General features: G+C 62.1%; 18 protein-coding genes. 9 read left to right on the forward strand and 9 right to left on the reverse strand.

Annotated elements, in window-relative coordinates; translation table 11 throughout:
- The 5 genes from RC54_RS03265 to RC54_RS03285 form a co-directional block, all read right to left on the reverse strand.
- A complete protein-coding gene (locus tag RC54_RS03265) occupies positions 1-603 on the reverse strand; it encodes a DUF2946 family protein (RefSeq protein ID WP_061789677.1) in 603 nt (200 codons plus the stop codon).
- Positions 596-1,588, reverse strand: a complete 993-nt coding sequence (locus RC54_RS03270; protein WP_061789678.1) for a YheT family hydrolase — start codon at positions 1,586-1,588, stop codon at positions 596-598. Before RC54_RS03270 ends, RC54_RS03265 begins: the two co-directional genes overlap by 8 nt.
- 38 nt (positions 1,589-1,626) lie before the next feature.
- A complete protein-coding gene (locus RC54_RS03275; RefSeq protein WP_044528471.1) occupies positions 1,627-2,061 on the reverse strand; it encodes a YybH family protein in 435 nt (144 codons plus the stop codon).
- A gap of 67 nt (positions 2,062-2,128) precedes the next feature.
- Positions 2,129-2,329 carry a zinc-finger domain-containing protein gene (locus RC54_RS03280; RefSeq protein ID WP_017451507.1) on the reverse strand — a complete coding sequence of 67 codons (201 nt, stop codon included), beginning with the start codon at positions 2,327-2,329 and terminating at the stop codon, positions 2,129-2,131.
- Between the two features lie 71 nt (positions 2,330-2,400).
- Positions 2,401-3,321 (reverse strand): branched-chain amino acid transaminase, encoded by a 921-nt coding sequence (locus RC54_RS03285; protein ID WP_058894238.1) that lies wholly within the window; start codon positions 3,319-3,321, stop codon positions 2,401-2,403.
- 324 nt (positions 3,322-3,645) lie between these two features.
- Between RC54_RS03285 and RC54_RS03290 the strand changes: the two genes are divergently transcribed.
- The 8 genes from RC54_RS03290 to RC54_RS03325 all read left to right on the forward strand — a co-directional run bounded on the left by RC54_RS03290 (position 3,646) and on the right by RC54_RS03325 (position 12,391).
- Positions 3,646-4,836, forward strand: a complete 1,191-nt coding sequence (locus RC54_RS03290) for a phosphoglycerate kinase (RefSeq protein ID WP_058894239.1) — start codon at positions 3,646-3,648, stop codon at positions 4,834-4,836.
- A gap of 189 nt (positions 4,837-5,025) precedes the next feature.
- Positions 5,026-6,459, forward strand: a complete 1,434-nt coding sequence (pyk, locus tag RC54_RS03295; RefSeq protein WP_058894240.1) for a pyruvate kinase — start codon at positions 5,026-5,028, stop codon at positions 6,457-6,459.
- 26 nt (positions 6,460-6,485) lie between these two features.
- Complete coding sequence (fba, locus tag RC54_RS03300; RefSeq protein ID WP_013232709.1) at positions 6,486-7,550, forward strand: class II fructose-bisphosphate aldolase; 1,065 nt, start codon at positions 6,486-6,488, stop codon at positions 7,548-7,550.
- A gap of 101 nt (positions 7,551-7,651) precedes the next feature.
- The gene (locus RC54_RS03305; protein ID WP_017451503.1) at positions 7,652-8,548 is read left to right on the forward strand and encodes a phosphoribosylaminoimidazolesuccinocarboxamide synthase; all 897 of its coding nucleotides are present in this window, start codon (positions 7,652-7,654) and stop codon (positions 8,546-8,548) included.
- Between the two features lie 12 nt (positions 8,549-8,560).
- Complete coding sequence (gene purE, locus RC54_RS03310) at positions 8,561-9,058, forward strand: 5-(carboxyamino)imidazole ribonucleotide mutase (RefSeq protein WP_044528474.1); 498 nt, start codon at positions 8,561-8,563, stop codon at positions 9,056-9,058.
- Positions 9,055-10,260 (forward strand): 5-(carboxyamino)imidazole ribonucleotide synthase, encoded by a 1,206-nt coding sequence (locus tag RC54_RS03315; protein ID WP_058894241.1) that lies wholly within the window; start codon positions 9,055-9,057, stop codon positions 10,258-10,260. Before purE ends, RC54_RS03315 begins: the two co-directional genes overlap by 4 nt.
- Before the next feature lie 11 nt (positions 10,261-10,271).
- Complete coding sequence (locus tag RC54_RS03320; protein ID WP_061789679.1) at positions 10,272-11,327, forward strand: L-threonylcarbamoyladenylate synthase; 1,056 nt, start codon at positions 10,272-10,274, stop codon at positions 11,325-11,327.
- A gap of 332 nt (positions 11,328-11,659) precedes the next feature.
- A complete protein-coding gene (locus RC54_RS03325; RefSeq protein ID WP_061789680.1) occupies positions 11,660-12,391 on the forward strand; it encodes an OmpW/AlkL family protein in 732 nt (243 codons plus the stop codon).
- 81 nt (positions 12,392-12,472) lie between these two features.
- On the opposite strand, the gene RC54_RS03330 is transcribed toward RC54_RS03325, so the two are convergent.
- Complete coding sequence (locus tag RC54_RS03330) at positions 12,473-12,982, reverse strand: flavin reductase family protein (protein WP_058894244.1); 510 nt, start codon at positions 12,980-12,982, stop codon at positions 12,473-12,475.
- Between the two features lie 196 nt (positions 12,983-13,178).
- Here RC54_RS03330 and msrA point away from each other — a divergent pair, with 196 nt between their 5' ends.
- On the forward strand, positions 13,179-13,712 hold the full coding sequence (gene msrA / locus RC54_RS03335; RefSeq protein ID WP_061789681.1) for a peptide-methionine (S)-S-oxide reductase MsrA: 534 nt from the start codon (positions 13,179-13,181) through the stop codon (positions 13,710-13,712).
- 91 nt (positions 13,713-13,803) lie between these two features.
- On the opposite strand, the gene RC54_RS03340 is transcribed toward msrA, so the two are convergent.
- The 3 genes from RC54_RS03340 to RC54_RS03350 form a co-directional block, all read right to left on the reverse strand.
- Complete coding sequence (locus RC54_RS03340; RefSeq protein WP_044531507.1) at positions 13,804-15,012, reverse strand: SAM-dependent methyltransferase; 1,209 nt, start codon at positions 15,010-15,012, stop codon at positions 13,804-13,806.
- Between the two features lie 56 nt (positions 15,013-15,068).
- Positions 15,069-15,704 carry a pyridoxamine 5'-phosphate oxidase gene (pdxH, locus tag RC54_RS03345; protein ID WP_058894246.1) on the reverse strand — a complete coding sequence of 212 codons (636 nt, stop codon included), beginning with the start codon at positions 15,702-15,704 and terminating at the stop codon, positions 15,069-15,071.
- A 209-nt stretch (positions 15,705-15,913) separates the two neighbouring features.
- Entirely contained in the window at positions 15,914-17,380 is a 1,467-nt protein-coding gene (locus RC54_RS03350) for an IS1182 family transposase (protein WP_244216356.1), read from the reverse strand.
- Positions 17,381-17,528: the final 148 nt, after the last annotated feature.

Here is a 17,528-nt window from a genome sequence, read left to right on the forward strand (position 1 = left end):
TCACGGCTCGCGTGGATTGGCGACGAAAGTGAAGATTTTTTCCAGCTCTGCCGCAGCGATGCGCTTGAGCGGCAATGCCCGGCCGGCATAGGTGAAGTTTGGTGCAACATTGCCGGCCCCTTCCAGCCAGCGCAGCAGTGCTTCTTCATCGGCCGCCCCAGCGGTCTGCAGGCAGGGCAGCAGATGCGCCAGGTCGCGGTCATCCACGCCAGCGGTGACCCCGCCGGCGCGCAAGTAGAGCCGGCCTGCCTCATCCATCCAGGCCGCTTCGACGGTCTCCAGCGTGGCACCGGTATGCAGCACCAGCGCCAGCCCGCCTTGCCCATCCGGTTGGGTGCGCAGGATGTGCGGCATCCATTCCAGGTCCACATACACCCGTTGCGGCCCGTTCTGGAAATACCAGCGACCGGCTTCATCACAGCCGTAGTTGCGGTCGATGAAGGCCCGCAGGGCGGGGTGGCGGATCGGATCGCCCGGGAGTTCAAGTTGCTGGGCGCGTTCATCGCGCATCCGCCACAGGCCACGCGCATCCAGGCGCAGCCAGCCGAAGCAGTGCGGCACGTTGGGCCATCGGGTCATGGCCTGGCGCACGATCTCATCCATGGGCCAACTCCGTTTGCGTCACGAAGCTACTTTCGGTGCGCCCTTCCAGGAAGTGCAGCAGGCGGCGCGGCAGCCACTCCAGGCTGCCCGGTGGGCCGCCGGCGGCAAAGCCCACGTGACCGCCTTGTGCGGGATACTCCAGCACCACCTCGGGGGCCGCCGAGCGCGGCAGGTGGCGTGCCGGCAGGAAGGGGTCGTTCTGGGCATTCAAGACCAGCGTGGGCACGCTGATGTCGTGCAGGATGTGCTTGGCGCTGGCGCGGTCCCAGTAGTCGTCGGTATTGCGATAGCCGTGCAGGGGCGCGGTGACCACGTTATCGAAGGCGTACAGGTCGCGCGCCGCCAGCAGCGCGTCGCGGTCGAACAGGCCCGGAAACTGCTCCAGCTTGGCCAGGCACTTGGGGCGCAGGGTGCGCAAGAACACCCAGGTATAGAGCCGGTTGAAACCCGACGCCAGCGCTGTGCCGCCGCCGGCCAGGTCCAGCGGCGCCGAGACCGCGCAGGCGGCGTCCACGATCTCGGCCTCATGCTGCGATTCGCCCAGCCAGCGCAGCAGTGCATTGGCGCCCAGCGAGACGCCGCAGGCATACAGGTGGGTGGCTGCCAGGTCTTGCTGGCGCAGTTTGAGGCGACGGATGATCCAGTCCAGCTCGGCGCTGTCGCCCGAATGATAGAAGCGCGGGGCCAGGTTGATCTCGCCCGAGCAGCCCCGGAAATGTGGTATCGCCCCATGCCAGCCCCGCCGCTGCACCTCGGCCATGAGCGCACGGCTGTAGTGGCTGTCGGAAGAACCTTCCAGGCCGTGGAACAGCACCAGCAGCGGCCGTCCCGGCTGGCCATCGACGAAGTCGATATCGATGAAGTCGCCATCGGGCGCCTCCCAGCGTTCGCGGCGATAGGCGAGCTCCGGCTTGGGCAGGCAGGTGGATGGGTAGATGGTCTGGAGATGGCCCCCGGGAAGCCAGCGGGGCGGGATGTAAAGCATGGTGCAGCCTAGCCTGTGGATAAATCAAAAGCCTGCCATCAATGCAGCATGGCCCCGCTGATCACCGCCTCTGCCGGCGCCGCACCGGGCGCCACCGAGGCATGGTGCATCACCATGCGCCAGCCCAGGGTGGTCTTGAGATAGACGTTGGTGGCGATGACGTGCACCTCCGGTTGGTCCTGGCTGCCGTGTTCGATTTCTTCGACCACGCTATGCACGGCGGTCATCATGTTCTGCGTCACATGCAACTGGCGCGGGCGGATGTGTAGGCCGCCGTTGGAGAGGATGTCTTCCCACACGGCGCGGATCTCGGCATGGCCGACCAGGCGTTGGGCGCCGGGATGGATGCAGACCACTTCTTCATCATCGGCCCACAGGTCCATCAAGGCTTCCAGGTCGGCGCGGGCCAGGGCGTCGTAGTAGGCGGCTTCGATTTCATCAGGCGAGCCATGGATCAGTTTGTTGCGAGGCATGACAATCTCCGGATCAGATGAAAAGAGGGCCTTGTGGGCCCTCTCGTGTCTGGTGCGAAACCTGGATTCAGTGGCCCTTGACCACGGTACCGGGTTTCAACTGGTACTGGGTGCCGCAGTAAGGACATTTGGCTGCGCCATGGGCATCCAGTTCCAGAAACACGCGCGGGTGCGAGTTCCAGGCGGTCATGCTGGGGTTGGGGCAGTGGGCCGGCAAATCCTTGCCTTCGAGCAGGATCACACCCTGCGATGCTTGAGCTTGGCTCATCTTGTTCTCCGTTGCTTGCAATTGACTAACGACTAAAGACTGACTCATTGAATGACTGAAGGGGCTAGGCCTTACACCAGCGTGAGCCAGTGCCGGTACTGCGGCGCCCGGCCCGAGACCACGTCGAAGAACAGGCTCTGCAGCTTCTCGGTGATGGGGCCGCGAGCGCCATTGCCGATGACGCGGCGATCCAGTTCGCGGATCGGGGTGACCTCGGCCGCGGTGCCGGTGAAGAAAGCTTCATCGGCGCAATACATTTCATCGCGGGTGATACGCTTTTCGATGACCTCGATGCCCAGGTCGCGCGCCATGGTCAGCACGGCGTCGCGGGTGATGCCATCCAGGCAGGAGGCCAGGTCGGGAGTATAGATCTTGCCGTTCTTGACGATGAAGACATTTTCCCCCGAACCTTCCGAGACATAGCCTTCGGTGTCCAGCAGCAGGGCTTCATCGTAGCCATCGGCCAGCGCTTCCTGGTTGGCCAGGATGGAATTGATGTAGTAGCCGCAGGCCTTGGCACGCACCAGCGACACATTGACGTGGTGCCGGGTGAAGGAAGAAGTCTTCACTCGGATGCCCTTGTTGATGCCATCCTCGCCCAGGTAGGCGCCCCACGGCCAGGCGGCGATGGCCACGTGGATCTGGTTGCCCTTGGCGGACACGCCCAGCTTTTCCGAGCCGATCCAGATCAGCGGGCGGATGTAGCAGGATTCCAGGTTGTTTTCGCGCACCACCTGGCGCTGCGCCTCGGCCAGGGTGGCCTGGTCGAACGGCACTACCATCTGGAAGATCTTGGCCGAGTTGAACAGGCGCTGGGTATGTTCCTTCAGGCGGAAGATGGCCGTGCCTTCCGGCGTCTTATAGGCGCGCACGCCCTCGAAGACGCCCATGCCGTAGTGCAGGGTGTGGGTCAGTACGTGGACGGTGGCGTCGCGCCAGTCGATCAACGCGCCGTCCTTCCAGATCTTGCCGTCGCGGTCAGCCATGGACATGGTGGTCTCCCTGTGCAGTGATTGCAGAATGTGGAATGCCCGGTGGGGCAGCCCAGTTGTCGCTAAGATAACGATGAGCGAACTGGGCAAAGAGCTCCATTTTAGCGGATTCACGAGAGCAAGAACTTTCCTGCCACTGCAACTTGTGGGGAACTAATGTGGCAAGAATGTCACTCTTTACAGCGTGGCACGCTGTGTTGTGAACCTTATTGCAGAGCTGCCGGCCGCGCCTGGATGTTGTTGAAGCAGCCAAAAAGGCGTCAGGAGCAGGTCAGGCTGGAGTAAAATACGGCGTTTTTCGCCCCCTTCTTCGAATTCCTAGCTATGAAATTCAACCGACTGAGCGATCTGATTTCTGCCAAGCAATTGCAAGGCAAACGCGTCTTCATCCGTGCCGATCTGAACGTGCCGCAGGATGATGCCGGCAATATCACCGAAGATACCCGCATCCGCGCCTCGGTGCCGGCCATTCGCGATGCCCAGCAGGCAGGCGCTGCAGTGATGGTGACTTCCCACCTGGGCCGCCCCACCGAAGGCGAGTTCAAGCCCGAGGATTCGCTGGCGCCGGTGGCCAAGCGCCTGTCCGAGCTGCTGGGCAGCGAAGTCAAGCTGGTGGCCAACTGGGTGGACGGTGTGGAGGTGCAACCCGGCCAGGTCGTGCTGCTGGAAAATTGCCGTCTGAACAAGGGTGAAAAGAAGAACAGCGATGAGCTGGCGCAAAAGATCGCCAAGCTCTGCGATATCTACGTCAACGACGCCTTCGGTACCGCGCACCGCGCCGAAGCCACCACCTATGGCGTGGCCAAGTTTGCCCCCATCGCCTGTGCCGGCCCGCTGCTGGCGGCCGAGCTGGATGCCCTGGGTAAAGCCCTGAACCAGCCGGCCCGTCCGCTGGTGGCCATCGTGGCCGGTTCCAAGGTGTCCACCAAGCTGACCATCTTGAAGACCCTGGCCGAGAAGGTCGACAACCTCATCGTCGGTGGCGGCATCGCCAATACCTTCATGCTGGCCGCCGGCCTGAAGATCGGCAAGTCGCTGGCCGAGCCGGACCTGGTGGAGGATGCCAAGGCCATCATCGAGCTGATGGCCAAGCGCGGCGCTTCGGTACCCATTCCGACCGACGTGGTGGTGGGCAAGGAATTCTCGCCGACCGCTGCAGCAACCGTGAAGGCGGCTGCTGATGTGGCCGACGACGACATGATCTTTGACATCGGTCCCCAGACCGCTGCCGTCCTGGCTGAGCAGTTGGGCCGCGCCGGCACCATCGTCTGGAATGGTCCAGTGGGCGTGTTCGAGTTCGACCAGTTCGGTGCTGGCACCGAGACCCTGGCGCGCGCCATCGCCGCCTCGCCGGGCTTCTCCATTGCCGGTGGTGGCGACACCCTGGCCGCCATTGCCAAGTACGACATCGCCGACAAGGTCGGCTACATCTCCACCGGTGGTGGCGCTTTCCTGGAATTCCTGGAAGGCAAGACCCTGCCGGCTGTCGAGATTCTGCTGCAACGCGCGCAGTAAGCGCGACTGGCGCTGCGCCCCTGTTGCCGGGCGCGGCGTCTGGCTGTTCCATCCGAATTCTGAGTCTGTCTTACCACCAATGATGAACGCGTCCGAGACGCGCGTTCGGGGCGGAAGCGATCCGCCGATCGGCCCTGCATCGGGCCGGGCAGCGGGCTTCCATGACCAAGTCGCAACCAGAAGGTATTCATGTCCAGAGCAACAAAAATCGTCGCCACCATCGGTCCCGCTTCCAGCGACCGTGAAACCCTGACCCGCATGATCCGCGCTGGCGTTGACGTCGTGCGCCTGAACTTCTCGCACGGCAAGCCGCAGGACCACATCGACCGCGCCACCCTGGTGCGTGAAGTGGCCGACGAATGCGGCAAGAAGGTCGCCATCATGGCCGACCTGCAAGGCCCCAAGATCCGCGTGGGCAAGTTCGAGAATGGCAAGATCATGCTGGCCAATGGCGACAAGTTCATCCTCGACGCTGATTGCCAGATGGGCAATCAGGAACGGGTGGGCCTGGACTACAAGGCGCTGCCGCGTGACCTCAAGGGCAACGACATCCTGCTGTTGAACGATGGCCTGATCGTGCTCAAGGTCGAGCGCGTGATGGGCAATGAAATTCACACCGTGGTCAAGATCGGTGGCGAACTGTCCAACAACAAGGGCATCAACCGCCAGGGCGGCGGCCTGTCGGCACCGGCGCTGACGGCCAAGGACATGGACGACATCAAGACCGCCATGAGCTTCCAGGCCGACTATGTGGCCGTGTCCTTCCCCAAGAACGCCACCGACATGGAAATGGCGCGCCAGCTCTCCAACGTGGCCGGCGAACCCTTCGGCCACAAGCCGATGATGATCGCCAAGATCGAGCGCGCCGAAGCGATTCCCCTGTTGCAGGAAATCCTGGACGCCTCCGACGGCATCATGGTGGCCCGTGGCGACCTGGCTGTTGAAGTAGGCAACGCCGCCGTGCCGGGTTTGCAAAAGCGCATGATCAAGATGGCGCGTGCTTCCAACAAGCTGACCATCACTGCAACCCAGATGATGGAGTCCATGATCGTCAATGCCGTGCCGACCCGCGCCGAAGTCTCCGATGTCGCCAACGCCGTGCTGGATGGCACCGATGCGGTCATGACTTCGGCCGAGACCGCCTCCGGCAAGTATCCAGTGGAAACCGTGGAAGCCATGTCGGCCATCTGCCTGGAAGCCGAGCGTTCCGACAATGTGCAACTGGACGCCGACTTCCTGAACCTGCGCTTTACCCGCGTGGACCAGTCCATCGCCTATGGCGCACTGTTTACCGCGCACCACCTGCGTGTGAAGGCCATTGCCGCGCTCACCGAATCCGGTTCGACGGCGCTGTGGATGAGCCGTCACAACATCGATATCCCGATCTTTGCGATCACCCCCAATGTCGCCACGCGCCGCAAGGCTTCGCTGTTCCGCAACGTGCATACGCTGGAACTGGCCCAGGCGCCCGACACCGAAGCCATGCTGAAGGGTGCCCAGGATCTGCTGCTGGCGCAAGGCGTGGTGCAGAAGGGTGACCTGATCGTCGTGACCTGGGGCGAGCCCATCGGCCAGGTCGGCGGCACCAATGCGCTGAAGATCCTGCGCGTTGGCGAGTACTGATTTTTTCATCGTTCTGGAGTTTCATCATGCCTCTCGTATCCATGCGTCAATTGCTGGACCACGCCGCCGAAAACGGTTATGGCTTGCCGGCTTTCAACGTCAACAACCTGGAGCAGGTCACCGCCATCATGGAAGCTGCCAACGAAGTCGGCGCGCCCGTGATCATGCAAGCCTCCGCCGGTGCCCGCAAATATGCCGGTGAAGCCTTCCTGCGCCACCTGATCTCGGCGGCTGTGGAAGCCTATCCGCACATCCCGGTGGTGATGCACCAGGATCACGGCCAATCGCCGGCCGTGTGCATGGCCGCCATCAAGTCCGGCTTCTCCTCCGTGATGATGGATGGCTCGCTGGAAGCCGACGGCAAGACCGTGGCCAGCTACGAGTACAACGTCGAAGTCTCGCGCAAGGTGGTGGAGTTCTCGCACGCCATCGGCGTGACCGTCGAAGCCGAACTGGGCGTGCTGGGTTCCCTGGAAACCATGAAGGGTGACAAGGAAGACGGCCACGGCGCCGACGGCACCATGACCCGTGAACAACTGCTCACCGATGTGAACCAGGCCGCCGACTTCGTCAAGGCCACCCAGTGCGACGCGCTGGCCATCGCCATCGGTACCTCGCACGGCGCCTACAAGTTCTCCCGCAAGCCCACCGGCGACATCCTGGCCATCGACCGCATCAAGGAAATCCACGCCCGTATCCCCAATACCCACCTGGTGATGCACGGTTCTTCCTCGGTGCCGCAGGAACTGCTGGCCGAGATCCGCGAGTTCGGCGGCGATATGAAGGAAACTTACGGCGTGCCGGTCGAAGAGATCCAGGAAGGCATCAAGCACGGCGTGCGCAAGATCAACATCGATACCGACATCCGCCTGGCCATGACCGGTGCGATCCGTCGCTACCTGTTCGAGAACCCGTCCAAGTTCGACCCGCGCGACTACCTCAAGCCCGCCCGCGAAGCCGCCAAGCTGGTCTGCAAGGCACGTTTCCTGTCCTTCGGTTGCGAAGGCCAGGCTGGCAAGATCAAGCCGATCTCGCTGGAAAAGATCGCCGAGAAGTACAAGAGCGGCGAACTGGCACAGATCGTCCAGTAAGCGCTCAAGCGTTCCACGGCCTACGCCGCACGCAAGGCCCCACCGACCGGAATCGCCCTGAAAATGGCGATTCCGGTTTTTGACTTTACGAGAAGACCACCATGAGCAGTCTCTACAAATCCTCGATCACTTCCCTGCCCCTGCTGGGCACCGGCAAGGTCCGCGAAAACTATGCCGTCGGTGACGACAAGCTGTTGATCGTGACCACCGACCGCCTGTCGGCCTTCGACGTCATCATGAATGAACCGATTCCCGGCAAGGGCAAGGTCTTGAACCAGATGAGCGATTTCTGGTTCGACAAACTCGGCCACATCGTGCCCAACCACCTGACCGGTATCGATCCCGAGTCCGTGGTAAGCCCGGCCGAAGTGGAGCAGGTGCGCGGACGCGCCGTGGTGGCCAAGCGCTTGAAGCCGATCCTGGTGGAAGCCGTGGTGCGCGGCTACATCATCGGTTCCGGCTGGAAGGATTACCAGGCCACTGGCGCGATCTGCGGCATCCAGCTGCCGGCCGGTCTGCAGCAGGCTTCCAAGCTGGAACAGCCGATCTTCACCCCGGCTGCCAAGGCCGACCTGGGCGAACACGACGAAAACATCAGCTTCGAAGAAACCGAAAAGCGCATCGGCACCGAATTGGCCCACAAGATCCGTGATGTGGCCATCCAGCTCTACAAGGAAGCTGCGGATTACGCTGCCACCCGTGGCATCATCATCGCCGACACCAAGTTCGAATTCGGCCTGGATGACAATGGCGTGCTGCACCTGATGGATGAAGTGCTGACCGCCGACTCCTCGCGCTTCTGGCCGGCTGACAGCTATCAAGTGGGCATCTCGCCGCCGTCCTTCGACAAGCAGTTCGTGCGCGACTACCTGGAAACCGTCGAGGGCTGGCAGAAGACCCCGCCGGCACCGGCGCTTCCGGCCGATGTGATCGAAAAGACCGGCGCCAAGTACCGGGAGGCGCTGGAACGCCTGACCGGCAACAAGCTCAAGGACTGAAGAGGACTGGATATGAACGATACCGTCAAGCCCGTGGTGGGCGTGGTCATGGGGTCGTCCTCGGACTGGGAGGTGATGCAGAACGCGGTCGCCATCTTGAAGGACTTCGGCGTGCCCTTCGAAGCGCAGGTGATTTCCGCGCACCGGATGCCGGACCAGATGTTCGCCTACGCCGAGAGCGCCCGCGCGCGCGGCTTGCGCGCCATCATCGCTGGTGCCGGTGGTGCGGCCCACCTGCCGGGCATGATCGCGGCCAAGACCATCGTGCCGGTGCTGGGCGTGCCGGTGCCTTCCAAGTACCTGCGCGGCGAGGATTCGTTGCTGTCCATCGTGCAGATGCCCAAGGGCATTCCAGTGGCCACCTATGCCATCGGTGAAGCCGGCGCCGCCAATGCGGCGCTCTCGGCCATCGCCATGCTGGCCACCACCGACGCGGCTTTGGCTGAAAAGCTGGAAGCCTTCCGCAAGACCCAGACGCAAGTCGCTCTCGATATGAAGTTGCCTGTATGACCCAGCAGTCCGCCTCCACCCTTCGTCCCGCCGTTCCCTCGACCACGCCAGCCACCTGGCTGGGTGTGATGGGGGGCGGCCAGCTCGGTCGCATGTTCGCCCATGCGGCGCAGAGCATGGGCTTCAAGGTCGCCGTGCTGGAAGCCGACGCCGATTGCCCGGCCGGGCAGGTGGCGGATCGCCTGATCAATGCCGCCTATGACGATGGCGCGGCGCTGGCCGAACTGGGTGCGCTGTGCGCAGCGGTCACCACCGAGTTCGAGAACGTCTCGGCCAAGAGCCTGGCTACGTTGGCACTGCAGACCTTTGTTGCACCGGCTGCCTCGGGGGTGTCGATTGCCCAGGACCGCACGGCCGAGAAGGCCTTCTTCACAGAATGCGGATCGCAGTCCGGCGTGCTGCCGGCGCCGCATCTGGTGATCAACAGCGAGGCCGACATCGACGGACTCGATGCCAATCTGCTGCCGGGCATCCTCAAGACCGCCCGCATGGGTTACGACGGCAAGGGCCAGGTGCGCGTGCGCTCGGTGGAAGAGGTGCGCAACGCTTTTGCCGCCATGAAGGGCGTGACCTGCGTGCTGGAAAAGATGCTGCCGCTGGCCTATGAAGTCTCGGTGCTGGTGGCGCGTGGTCATGATGGCCAGGCGGTGGTCTATCCGATTGCCGAGAACGTGCATCGCGATGGCATCCTCTTCACCACCACCGTGCCTGGTCCCAACATCAAGGCCGATGCTGCCGAGCGCGCCCAGCAGGCGGCCTTGCAGATCATCGGCGCGATGCAGTACGTGGGTGTGCTGTGCATCGAATTCTTCGTGCTGGAAGATGGCGCGCTGGTGGTCAACGAGATGGCCCCGCGTCCGCACAACAGCGGCCACTACACTATCGATGCCTGCGTCACCAGCCAGTTCGAACAACAGGTCCGCGCCATGGCGCGCCTGCCGCTGGGCGATACGCGCCAGCATTCGCCCACGGTGATGTTGAATATCCTGGGTGATGTCTGGTACGAGGATGACACGGATGCCCAGCGCGAACCGGCCTGGGACCAGGTGCTGGCGCTGCCCGGTGCGCACCTGCACTTGTACGGCAAGGCTGAAGCCCGCCGTGGTCGCAAGATGGGCCACGTCACCTTCACCGGCGCCACACTGGCCGATGCCCAGCGCCAGTTGGCAGCGGCCTGCGCCATCCTCGGCATCGCGCTGTAAGAGGACCGGCCATGAACGACAAGAGCAGCCCCGCCACACCGCCGATCGATGCGGCCGCCATCATGCACGCGGCACGCAAGCTGGAGCAGGGCGGGCTGGTGGCCTTTCCGACCGAGACTGTCTACGGCCTCGGTGGCGACGCCGAGAACCCGGCTGCCATTGCTGCCATCTATGCGGCCAAGGGGCGGCCGGCCAATCATCCGGTGATCGTGCACGTCTCGCCGGAAGCTGATATCGGCTACTGGGCGGCGTCGGTGCCGGTGGAAGCGCGTCGCCTGATCGCCTCGTTCTGGCCGGGCCCGCTGACGCTGATCTTGAAGCGCGCTGCGCACATTCCCGATGCCGTGGCCGGTGGCCAAGATTCGGTGGGTCTGCGTTGTCCTTCACATCCGGTAGCGCAGGCACTACTGCGTGAATTCCGTGGCGGCAAGGGCGGCATTGCCGCGCCTTCGGCCAACAAGTTCGGCCATGTCAGCCCGACCACGGCCGCGCACGTGCGCGAGGAATTCGGCAGCGATGAGAACAGCCCGCTGGATGACGTGCTCGATGGCGGCCAAAGCGAAGTGGGTATCGAATCGACCATCGTTGATCTCTCCCGTATCGATAGCCACGGTCCGGTATTGCTGCGTCCCGGCCAGATCAGCGCGGACCGCATCGCCGCTGTGCTGGGTGTGCCGCTGGCCACGCCCGATGCCACTGCGCCGCGGGCCTCGGGCACCCTCGATGCGCACTATGCGCCGCATACCCCGGTGGTGCAGGTCTGCCTCGAAGAATTGCCTACCGTGTTGCCCAAGCTGGCCGAGATCGGCCAGAAGGTGGCCCTGATCCGCCGCCAATTCCAGGGCAGCGTGCCGGCCTGTGTCGAGGTCACCCGTGCCATGCCGGTCAGCGCCGACGCCTATGCCCACGACCTCTATGCCGCCCTGCGCGAGATGGACCACGCCGCTGCCGATCTGATCGTGGTCGAGTCCCTGCCCGCCAGTGCCGATTGGCAGGGCGTCAATGACCGTCTGCGCCGTGCCGCCTTCGATTCGCAAGGCTTGCTGGCGCGCTTGTTCGGGGGCTGATGCGGCGTTGGCCGCGGTAAGCCGGTGCGTGTCTATTGGGCGCTCGCCCGCCTGCGTACTGACTCAGCGGTCAGTACGCGGTTGTCAAAAGTAGACAAGCACGCCCGCGCTCTTCACATCTTCTATACAAAAAGTGACAAAGCTGGCATAGTATCTCCAAGGAATAGCACGCGCGTTCTTTTTGTTTCGCCAGCGTAAATATCGAGTGACCACCAGTTACGCGCTTTACGCTGAATAAAGAAAAACGGTGACCAGCCGTAATCAACATCCCGTCAGAGGCCAGCCGTCGGGAATAAAAATCCGGGCCACGCCCGTAACTCTTGGAGACAGCAATGCAAAAACAATTTTCCTTCTTGCCCAAACTCGCCGCCTTGTCCGTGATGGCAGCCTTTGCTGCTCCCGCCATGGCGCAAAGCGCAGGCAGTAACGTAGTCAACGTCGGCTGGTTCCACCTGGCGCCGCAGGATTCCAGCGATCCGCTGACCACCCCGGCCGGCCCGCTGCCGGGTTCGGGGGCTTCGGTGAGCACCGCTGACACCGTGGGTCTGGCTTTCACCCACTTCTTCACCGACAACTTTGCGCTGACCACCGACCTGGGCATCCCGCCGACCTTCCATCTGAATGGCACCGGTTCGCTGTCGGGCGTGGGTGAGATCGGCAAGGCCAAGCAATGGAGCCCGGCCGTGGTGGCCAAGTGGTTCTTCGGCGACGCCAACAGCCAGTTCCGTCCCTTCGTCGGCGCCGGTGTGAGCTATGTCTGGTATGACAGCATCCAACTGAGCAACACCTTCCAGCAAGCCATTTCGATGCGTTACACCGGCAACCGCTCGGCTGCTTCGCCCTCGACGGCGGCCCTGAGCTCCTCGTGGGCACCGGTGGTGAGCCTGGGCGCCAACTACAACTTCGACAAGAACTGGTCGCTGGGCTTCTCGGTGTCGTACATCCCGTTGAAGACCGATGCCGACATCACCACCACCTTGCCCACCGGTACCCAGGTGCATTCGACCACCAGCCTGAAGATCAACCCGATCGTGACCTTCCTGTCGGTGGGCTACAAGTTCTAAGACAGTAAGGCTGCCTCAAGCAAAAAGCGCCGGTATCGCTACCGGCGCTTTTTGTTTTCTTGCGCTTGCAGGTGGGAAGTTTCAGAAGGTCCCGGTCTGGACGAAGCGTCCGTTGTGAAACACCAGCGCGGCTTGCGGATCGACTTCGCAATGTTCGACCTCGCCTACGAAGATGACGTGATCGCCCTCTGGATACTGGCTGCGGTTATGGCATTCGAACCAGGCCGAGACCCCATCGAGCACCGGCTGGCCAGTGCGCGAGAGGGAATAGGAAACGCCCTCGAAGCGGTTCTCCATCTTGCTGGCGAACTGTTGCGCCAGGTGCGCCTGTTCGGCGCTGAGGATGTTGATGACGTAATGCGAGTTACCGGAAAACACCGGCAGGCTGTTGGCCCGCGTACCCAGACTCCACAGCACCAGCGGCGGGTCCAGCGAGACCGAATTGAAGGAGCTGGCCGTCAAGCCCAGCAGTGTGCCATCGGCCAGCCGGGTGGTAATGACGGTGACGCCCGTGGCGAATTGCGACAGGGCCTGGCGAAAATGTGCCGCGTCGAACTGACGCGCTTCGGCGCGAGGGAAACGTGTGTGCATCGGGGGCTTGGAGTGGAGTAGACGCGTCCGGGCGGTGGCGTCATGGCCGGCCCGGCGTAGCGCAGGTCTGCACATGATAGCGGATACTGCCCGGTCTTGCCGCAGCCGCCTCACTTGACAAACCTTCATATCGGCCCTACTTCTGATGCTGATTTGGAGTAAAGTTTTATCATAAGCAACTCAACGGGAGAACATCATGGCCACGCAAATCGCAGTACTGGGCGGCGGCTGCTTCTGGTGCCTGGAAGCGGTCTATCAGCAGGTCAAGGGCGTGCAGTCGGTGGAGTCCGGCTATACCGGCGGCAGCGTGGTCGATCCCAGCTATGAACAGGTGTGCGGCGGCCAGACCGGTCATGCGGAAGTGGTCAAGCTGGTCTTCGATCCGCAGCAGATCAGCTTCCGTGAGATCCTGGAAATTTTCTTCACCATCCACGATCCGACCACCTTGAACCGCCAGGGAAATGACGTCGGTACGCAATATCGTTCAGTAATCTACTATCAGGACGAAACCCAGCATGATACGGCCCGGCACATCATTGCCGAGATGGCGCTGGTATGGGATGCGCCCATCGTGACCGAACTCTCGCCGCCCCAGCCTTACTACCGGGCCGAGGACTATCACCAGAACTACTTCGTGCAACATCCCTTCCAGGGTTACTGCGCCTTCGTGGTGGCGCCCAAGGTGGCCAAGCTGCGCGAGGTCTTTGCCGAGAAGAGCAAGCAGCAATAGATCTCTGCGCGGCTGCTTGCCAAGCACAACGGGCGCACCTTGGTGCGCCCGTTGCATTCATTGGATAGGGAGTAGGGGGTAGACGAGGGCGTTATTGTTGTTGGTAGATGTACTTGCGCGACCACGGCAGCGTCTGTGCGCTGCGGCCAGCCTTGGTGCAGATGACCTGGTACAGCGAGATCCAGTCCCGTTCGAAGCCATAGGCGCTGCCGGCCAGGTAGACGCGCCAGATGCGGTAATGCTTTTCATCGGTGACCTGGTGGATGGCCTCGGTATTGGCTTCGAAATTGTCAGCCCAGATGCCGCAGGTGCGGGCATAGTGGCGCCGCAGGTTTTCCACGTCGAAGGCTTCCAGGCCACCTTCCTGCATGGTCTGCAGCACGGTGCTGATGTGCGGCAGTTCACCGGCCGGGAACACGTACTTGTCGATGAATTCGCCGGCGCCGTAGGGCGACTCGCCGTTCTGGATGTCGGTACTGGTGATGCCGTGGTTCATGGCCATGCCGCCATCGGCCAGCAGTTTCCTGATCTGGGCAAAATAGGCCGGCAGGTTCTTGATGCCCACGTGCTCGAACATGCCCACCGAGGTGATGCGGTCGAAGCTGCCGGTGAGGTCGCGATAGTCCTGCAGGCGGATCTCGATGCGATCGGCCAGCCCGGCTGCTTCTACCCGCTCGCGTGCCAGCGCGTACTGGTTCTTGGACAACGTGATGCCCACGCAGCGCGCGCCGTACTTCTGCGCCGCCCGCAGCACCAGCGCCCCCCAGCCGCAGCCGATGTCGAGCAGGGTCTGGCCGGGCTGCAAGCGGATCTTCTCCAGGATGTGGTCGATCTTCTTCAACTGGGCCGTGGCCAGATCCTCATCACCATTTTCGAAGTAGGCGCAGGAATAGACCATGTTCTCATCCAGGAACAGCTTGTAGAAGTCGTTGGAGACGTCGTAGTGGTACTGGATGGCCTCGGCATCGCGCTTCTTGGTGTGGGTCACGCTGCGCACCATGCGGCCCAGCCGGCCTTCAGCCTTGAGGGTGTTGGACGCCAGGCCGTTGGCGACCTGGATGATGCTCTTGACCTTGCCTTCGACTTCGATCTTGCCTTCGACGTAGGCTTCGCCCAGGTTGGCCAGCGAGGGGGTGAGCAGTGAGGTGATGGCTGATGCGTGCGGAACCTTCAGCGTGACTTCCGGCGTGCCGCTACTGAAGTCGTACTGCTGTCCATTCCACAGCACCAGCCGCAGGGGCAGGGCCGATACGTTGCGAATATTGTCTACCCAGGCGTCAAGCTTCTTTTCCCAAAACACGATGTCCTCCGCGTCAGTGATAAATGCTTTGCGCCCTGCCTGGCATCAAGATGTCTTCAGGGCTGCAGGCGCTGCCGTTGCCACTGGCCATCGGGCGAACGCGTGTAGAGTACGCGGTCGTGCATACGGGAGGGGCGGCCTTGCCAGAATTCGATGCGATCGGGAATGACACGATAGCCGCCCCAGTGTTCCGGGCGGGTAGGATGTTCCCCGAATTGCTGCTTGGTTGTTTCGTATTGCTGTTCCAGCGTCTCGCGGCTGGCTACGGTACGGCTCTGCTGTGAAGCGATTGCACCCAGCTGGCTGGCCAGCGGGCGACTGTAGAAGTAGGCGTCGCTTTCTTCCTTGCTCACACGCTCGATCTTTCCTTCGACGCGGACCTGGCGTTCTAGTTCGACCCAGTGGAACAGGAGCGCCACATAGGGATTGTGGATCACATCGAGGCCCTTGCGGCTGTCGTAATTGGTAAACCAGGTAAAGCCCTGCTGGTCGAACTGCTTGATGAGGATGATGCGCGAGGAGGGCCGACCATCGGCCCCGACCGTGGCCACGCTCATGGCGTTGGGCTCGGGAATCTGGGCGCGGCTGGCCTCATCGAACCAGATGGCAAACTGGTCGATGGGATCGGCGGCCGTGTCGAGTTCGGACAGGCTGGCGCGGCTGTAGTCTTTGCGTAGGTCAGCTAACGACATGCTTCTTGCTCCTTGAGGGAGGCGCTTAGATTAGCGCGTTTTAAAATGTTTTGCAGAGCAGCAAAACGGCGAATGCGAGCCATTGTGCGGTTTGGCGGCCGATCACTCCATGATCGCAAACAAGGCGCGCCAATAAAAAAGCCGATGCATTATCGCATCGGCTCAGGTTGATGACGAACCCCGTGTTTTCGAACACGGGGTTTTGTTTTTCAGGCGCAGGTAATTTGCAGATGGTCGATGGCGCAGAAGCCAAGCAAGGCGCGCATTTTTCGCTGTAGCCACTTTTGTACGCTGGCAGAGGCGCTCAAACCGTGTAAAAGCGCGCGCAAGCGCGCCACCAACAGGGCAATCTTCTTCATGTTCTGGGCCGCCGCCGCCAACAAGCACTGCTCGGCGACCTTGCGCAATCCCCGCATACGGGCATAACGATGTCCGTGCAATTGCTTGGCGTCGGCGAAGCTGCGTTCTACCGTTTCCTTGCGTCGGGCATAGATGCGCTTGCCCCATTCGGTACGACGCCGATCATCCACCTTCTCCTTGGAACGCTCCCACACATGGCGCGTCACCACCTTGACCGCATTGGCGCTATTGGTGCATTGCTCGCGTACCTTGCAGCCTCGGCATTGCTCAGGGTTGGATTTGTATTCCCGATACCCGAGTCGATTGGTCGTGCTGTAGCGCAAGGGTTGACCCTGCGGGCAGATGTATTCGTCACGGTAGGCATCGTACTCATACGCCCGTTTAAAGAATGTCCCCGGCTTGTGGTTGGGTGTGCGGTAGCCCATCACGCCGCTGATCTCGCGATTCTCCAGTCCCTGGCAGACGGCCGGTGTGAAGTAGCCCGCATCCAGGCCAACGGCCTGTACATCAAATCCGAACGTCTGGCGCTGACGATCCAGGCGTGCCAGATAAGGCTGACTGTCATGGACTGAGGCGGGCGTGACATGGGTATCGGTAATGATGGAATGCTTGGCATCGACGGTGCGGTGATCCAGGTAGAAGAAGCCCTTGGGCTTGTCGTCGCGCACCATGTAGCCGCTCTCGGGATCGGTGCGACTGACCTTGATCTCTTTGGTGGGCGGCTCATCATCGTCGTCACGCTTGAGCGGTTTCTTGCCATGCTCGGCACGGTCGATATCCACAGCGGCATCCAGTTCGGCCAGATAGGCCGAGGGGGTCTGGGTAACTTGAACGTAGTCGAACTTGTTCTTGTTGGCGTTGGCCTTGAGGTGGGTGCTGTCGCTGTAGAGCACACGGCCATCGACCATGCCGCGTCCAATGGCCTGGCGCACGATCTCGTCGAAGATCTCTTGATAGACGGTGGTATCAATGAAGCGGCGGCGCCGGTTCTGGGAGAAGGTGGATGAGTCCGGTACCTTGTCGGTCAGACGGAATCCGGCAAACCAGCGATAGGCCACATTGACCTGGACCTCGCGGATGAGCTGGCGCTCGCTGCGGATACCGAAGAGGTAACCGATGAACAAGAGCTTGAAGAGTACCACCGGGTCCAGTGCCGGGCGGCCATTGTCGGCGCAATACAGATGCGCCACCTTCTCTCGGATGAACTCGAAATCCACCGCCGCGTCGATCTTGCGCAGCAGGTGGTCCTTGGGCACGAGCATCTCGATGGTCACCATCTCTAACTCGTGCTGGGCGGCTGTCGGTTTTTTGAGCATGACCGATTAAACAACAAAGCCTTGGCTTTCGCCAAGGCTTTGTCATCAATCTGAGCCGATGCATTATCGCATCGGCTCTTATCGGCTTTCGCATCCGTCCTTTGCGACCCTGCCATCTGGCAGTGCCGCAACGGCCAGTCAGCGTAGC

The organism is Herbaspirillum rubrisubalbicans (genome assembly GCF_003719195.1).
Lineage (GTDB): Bacteria > Pseudomonadota > Gammaproteobacteria > Burkholderiales > Burkholderiaceae_D > Herbaspirillum > Herbaspirillum rubrisubalbicans.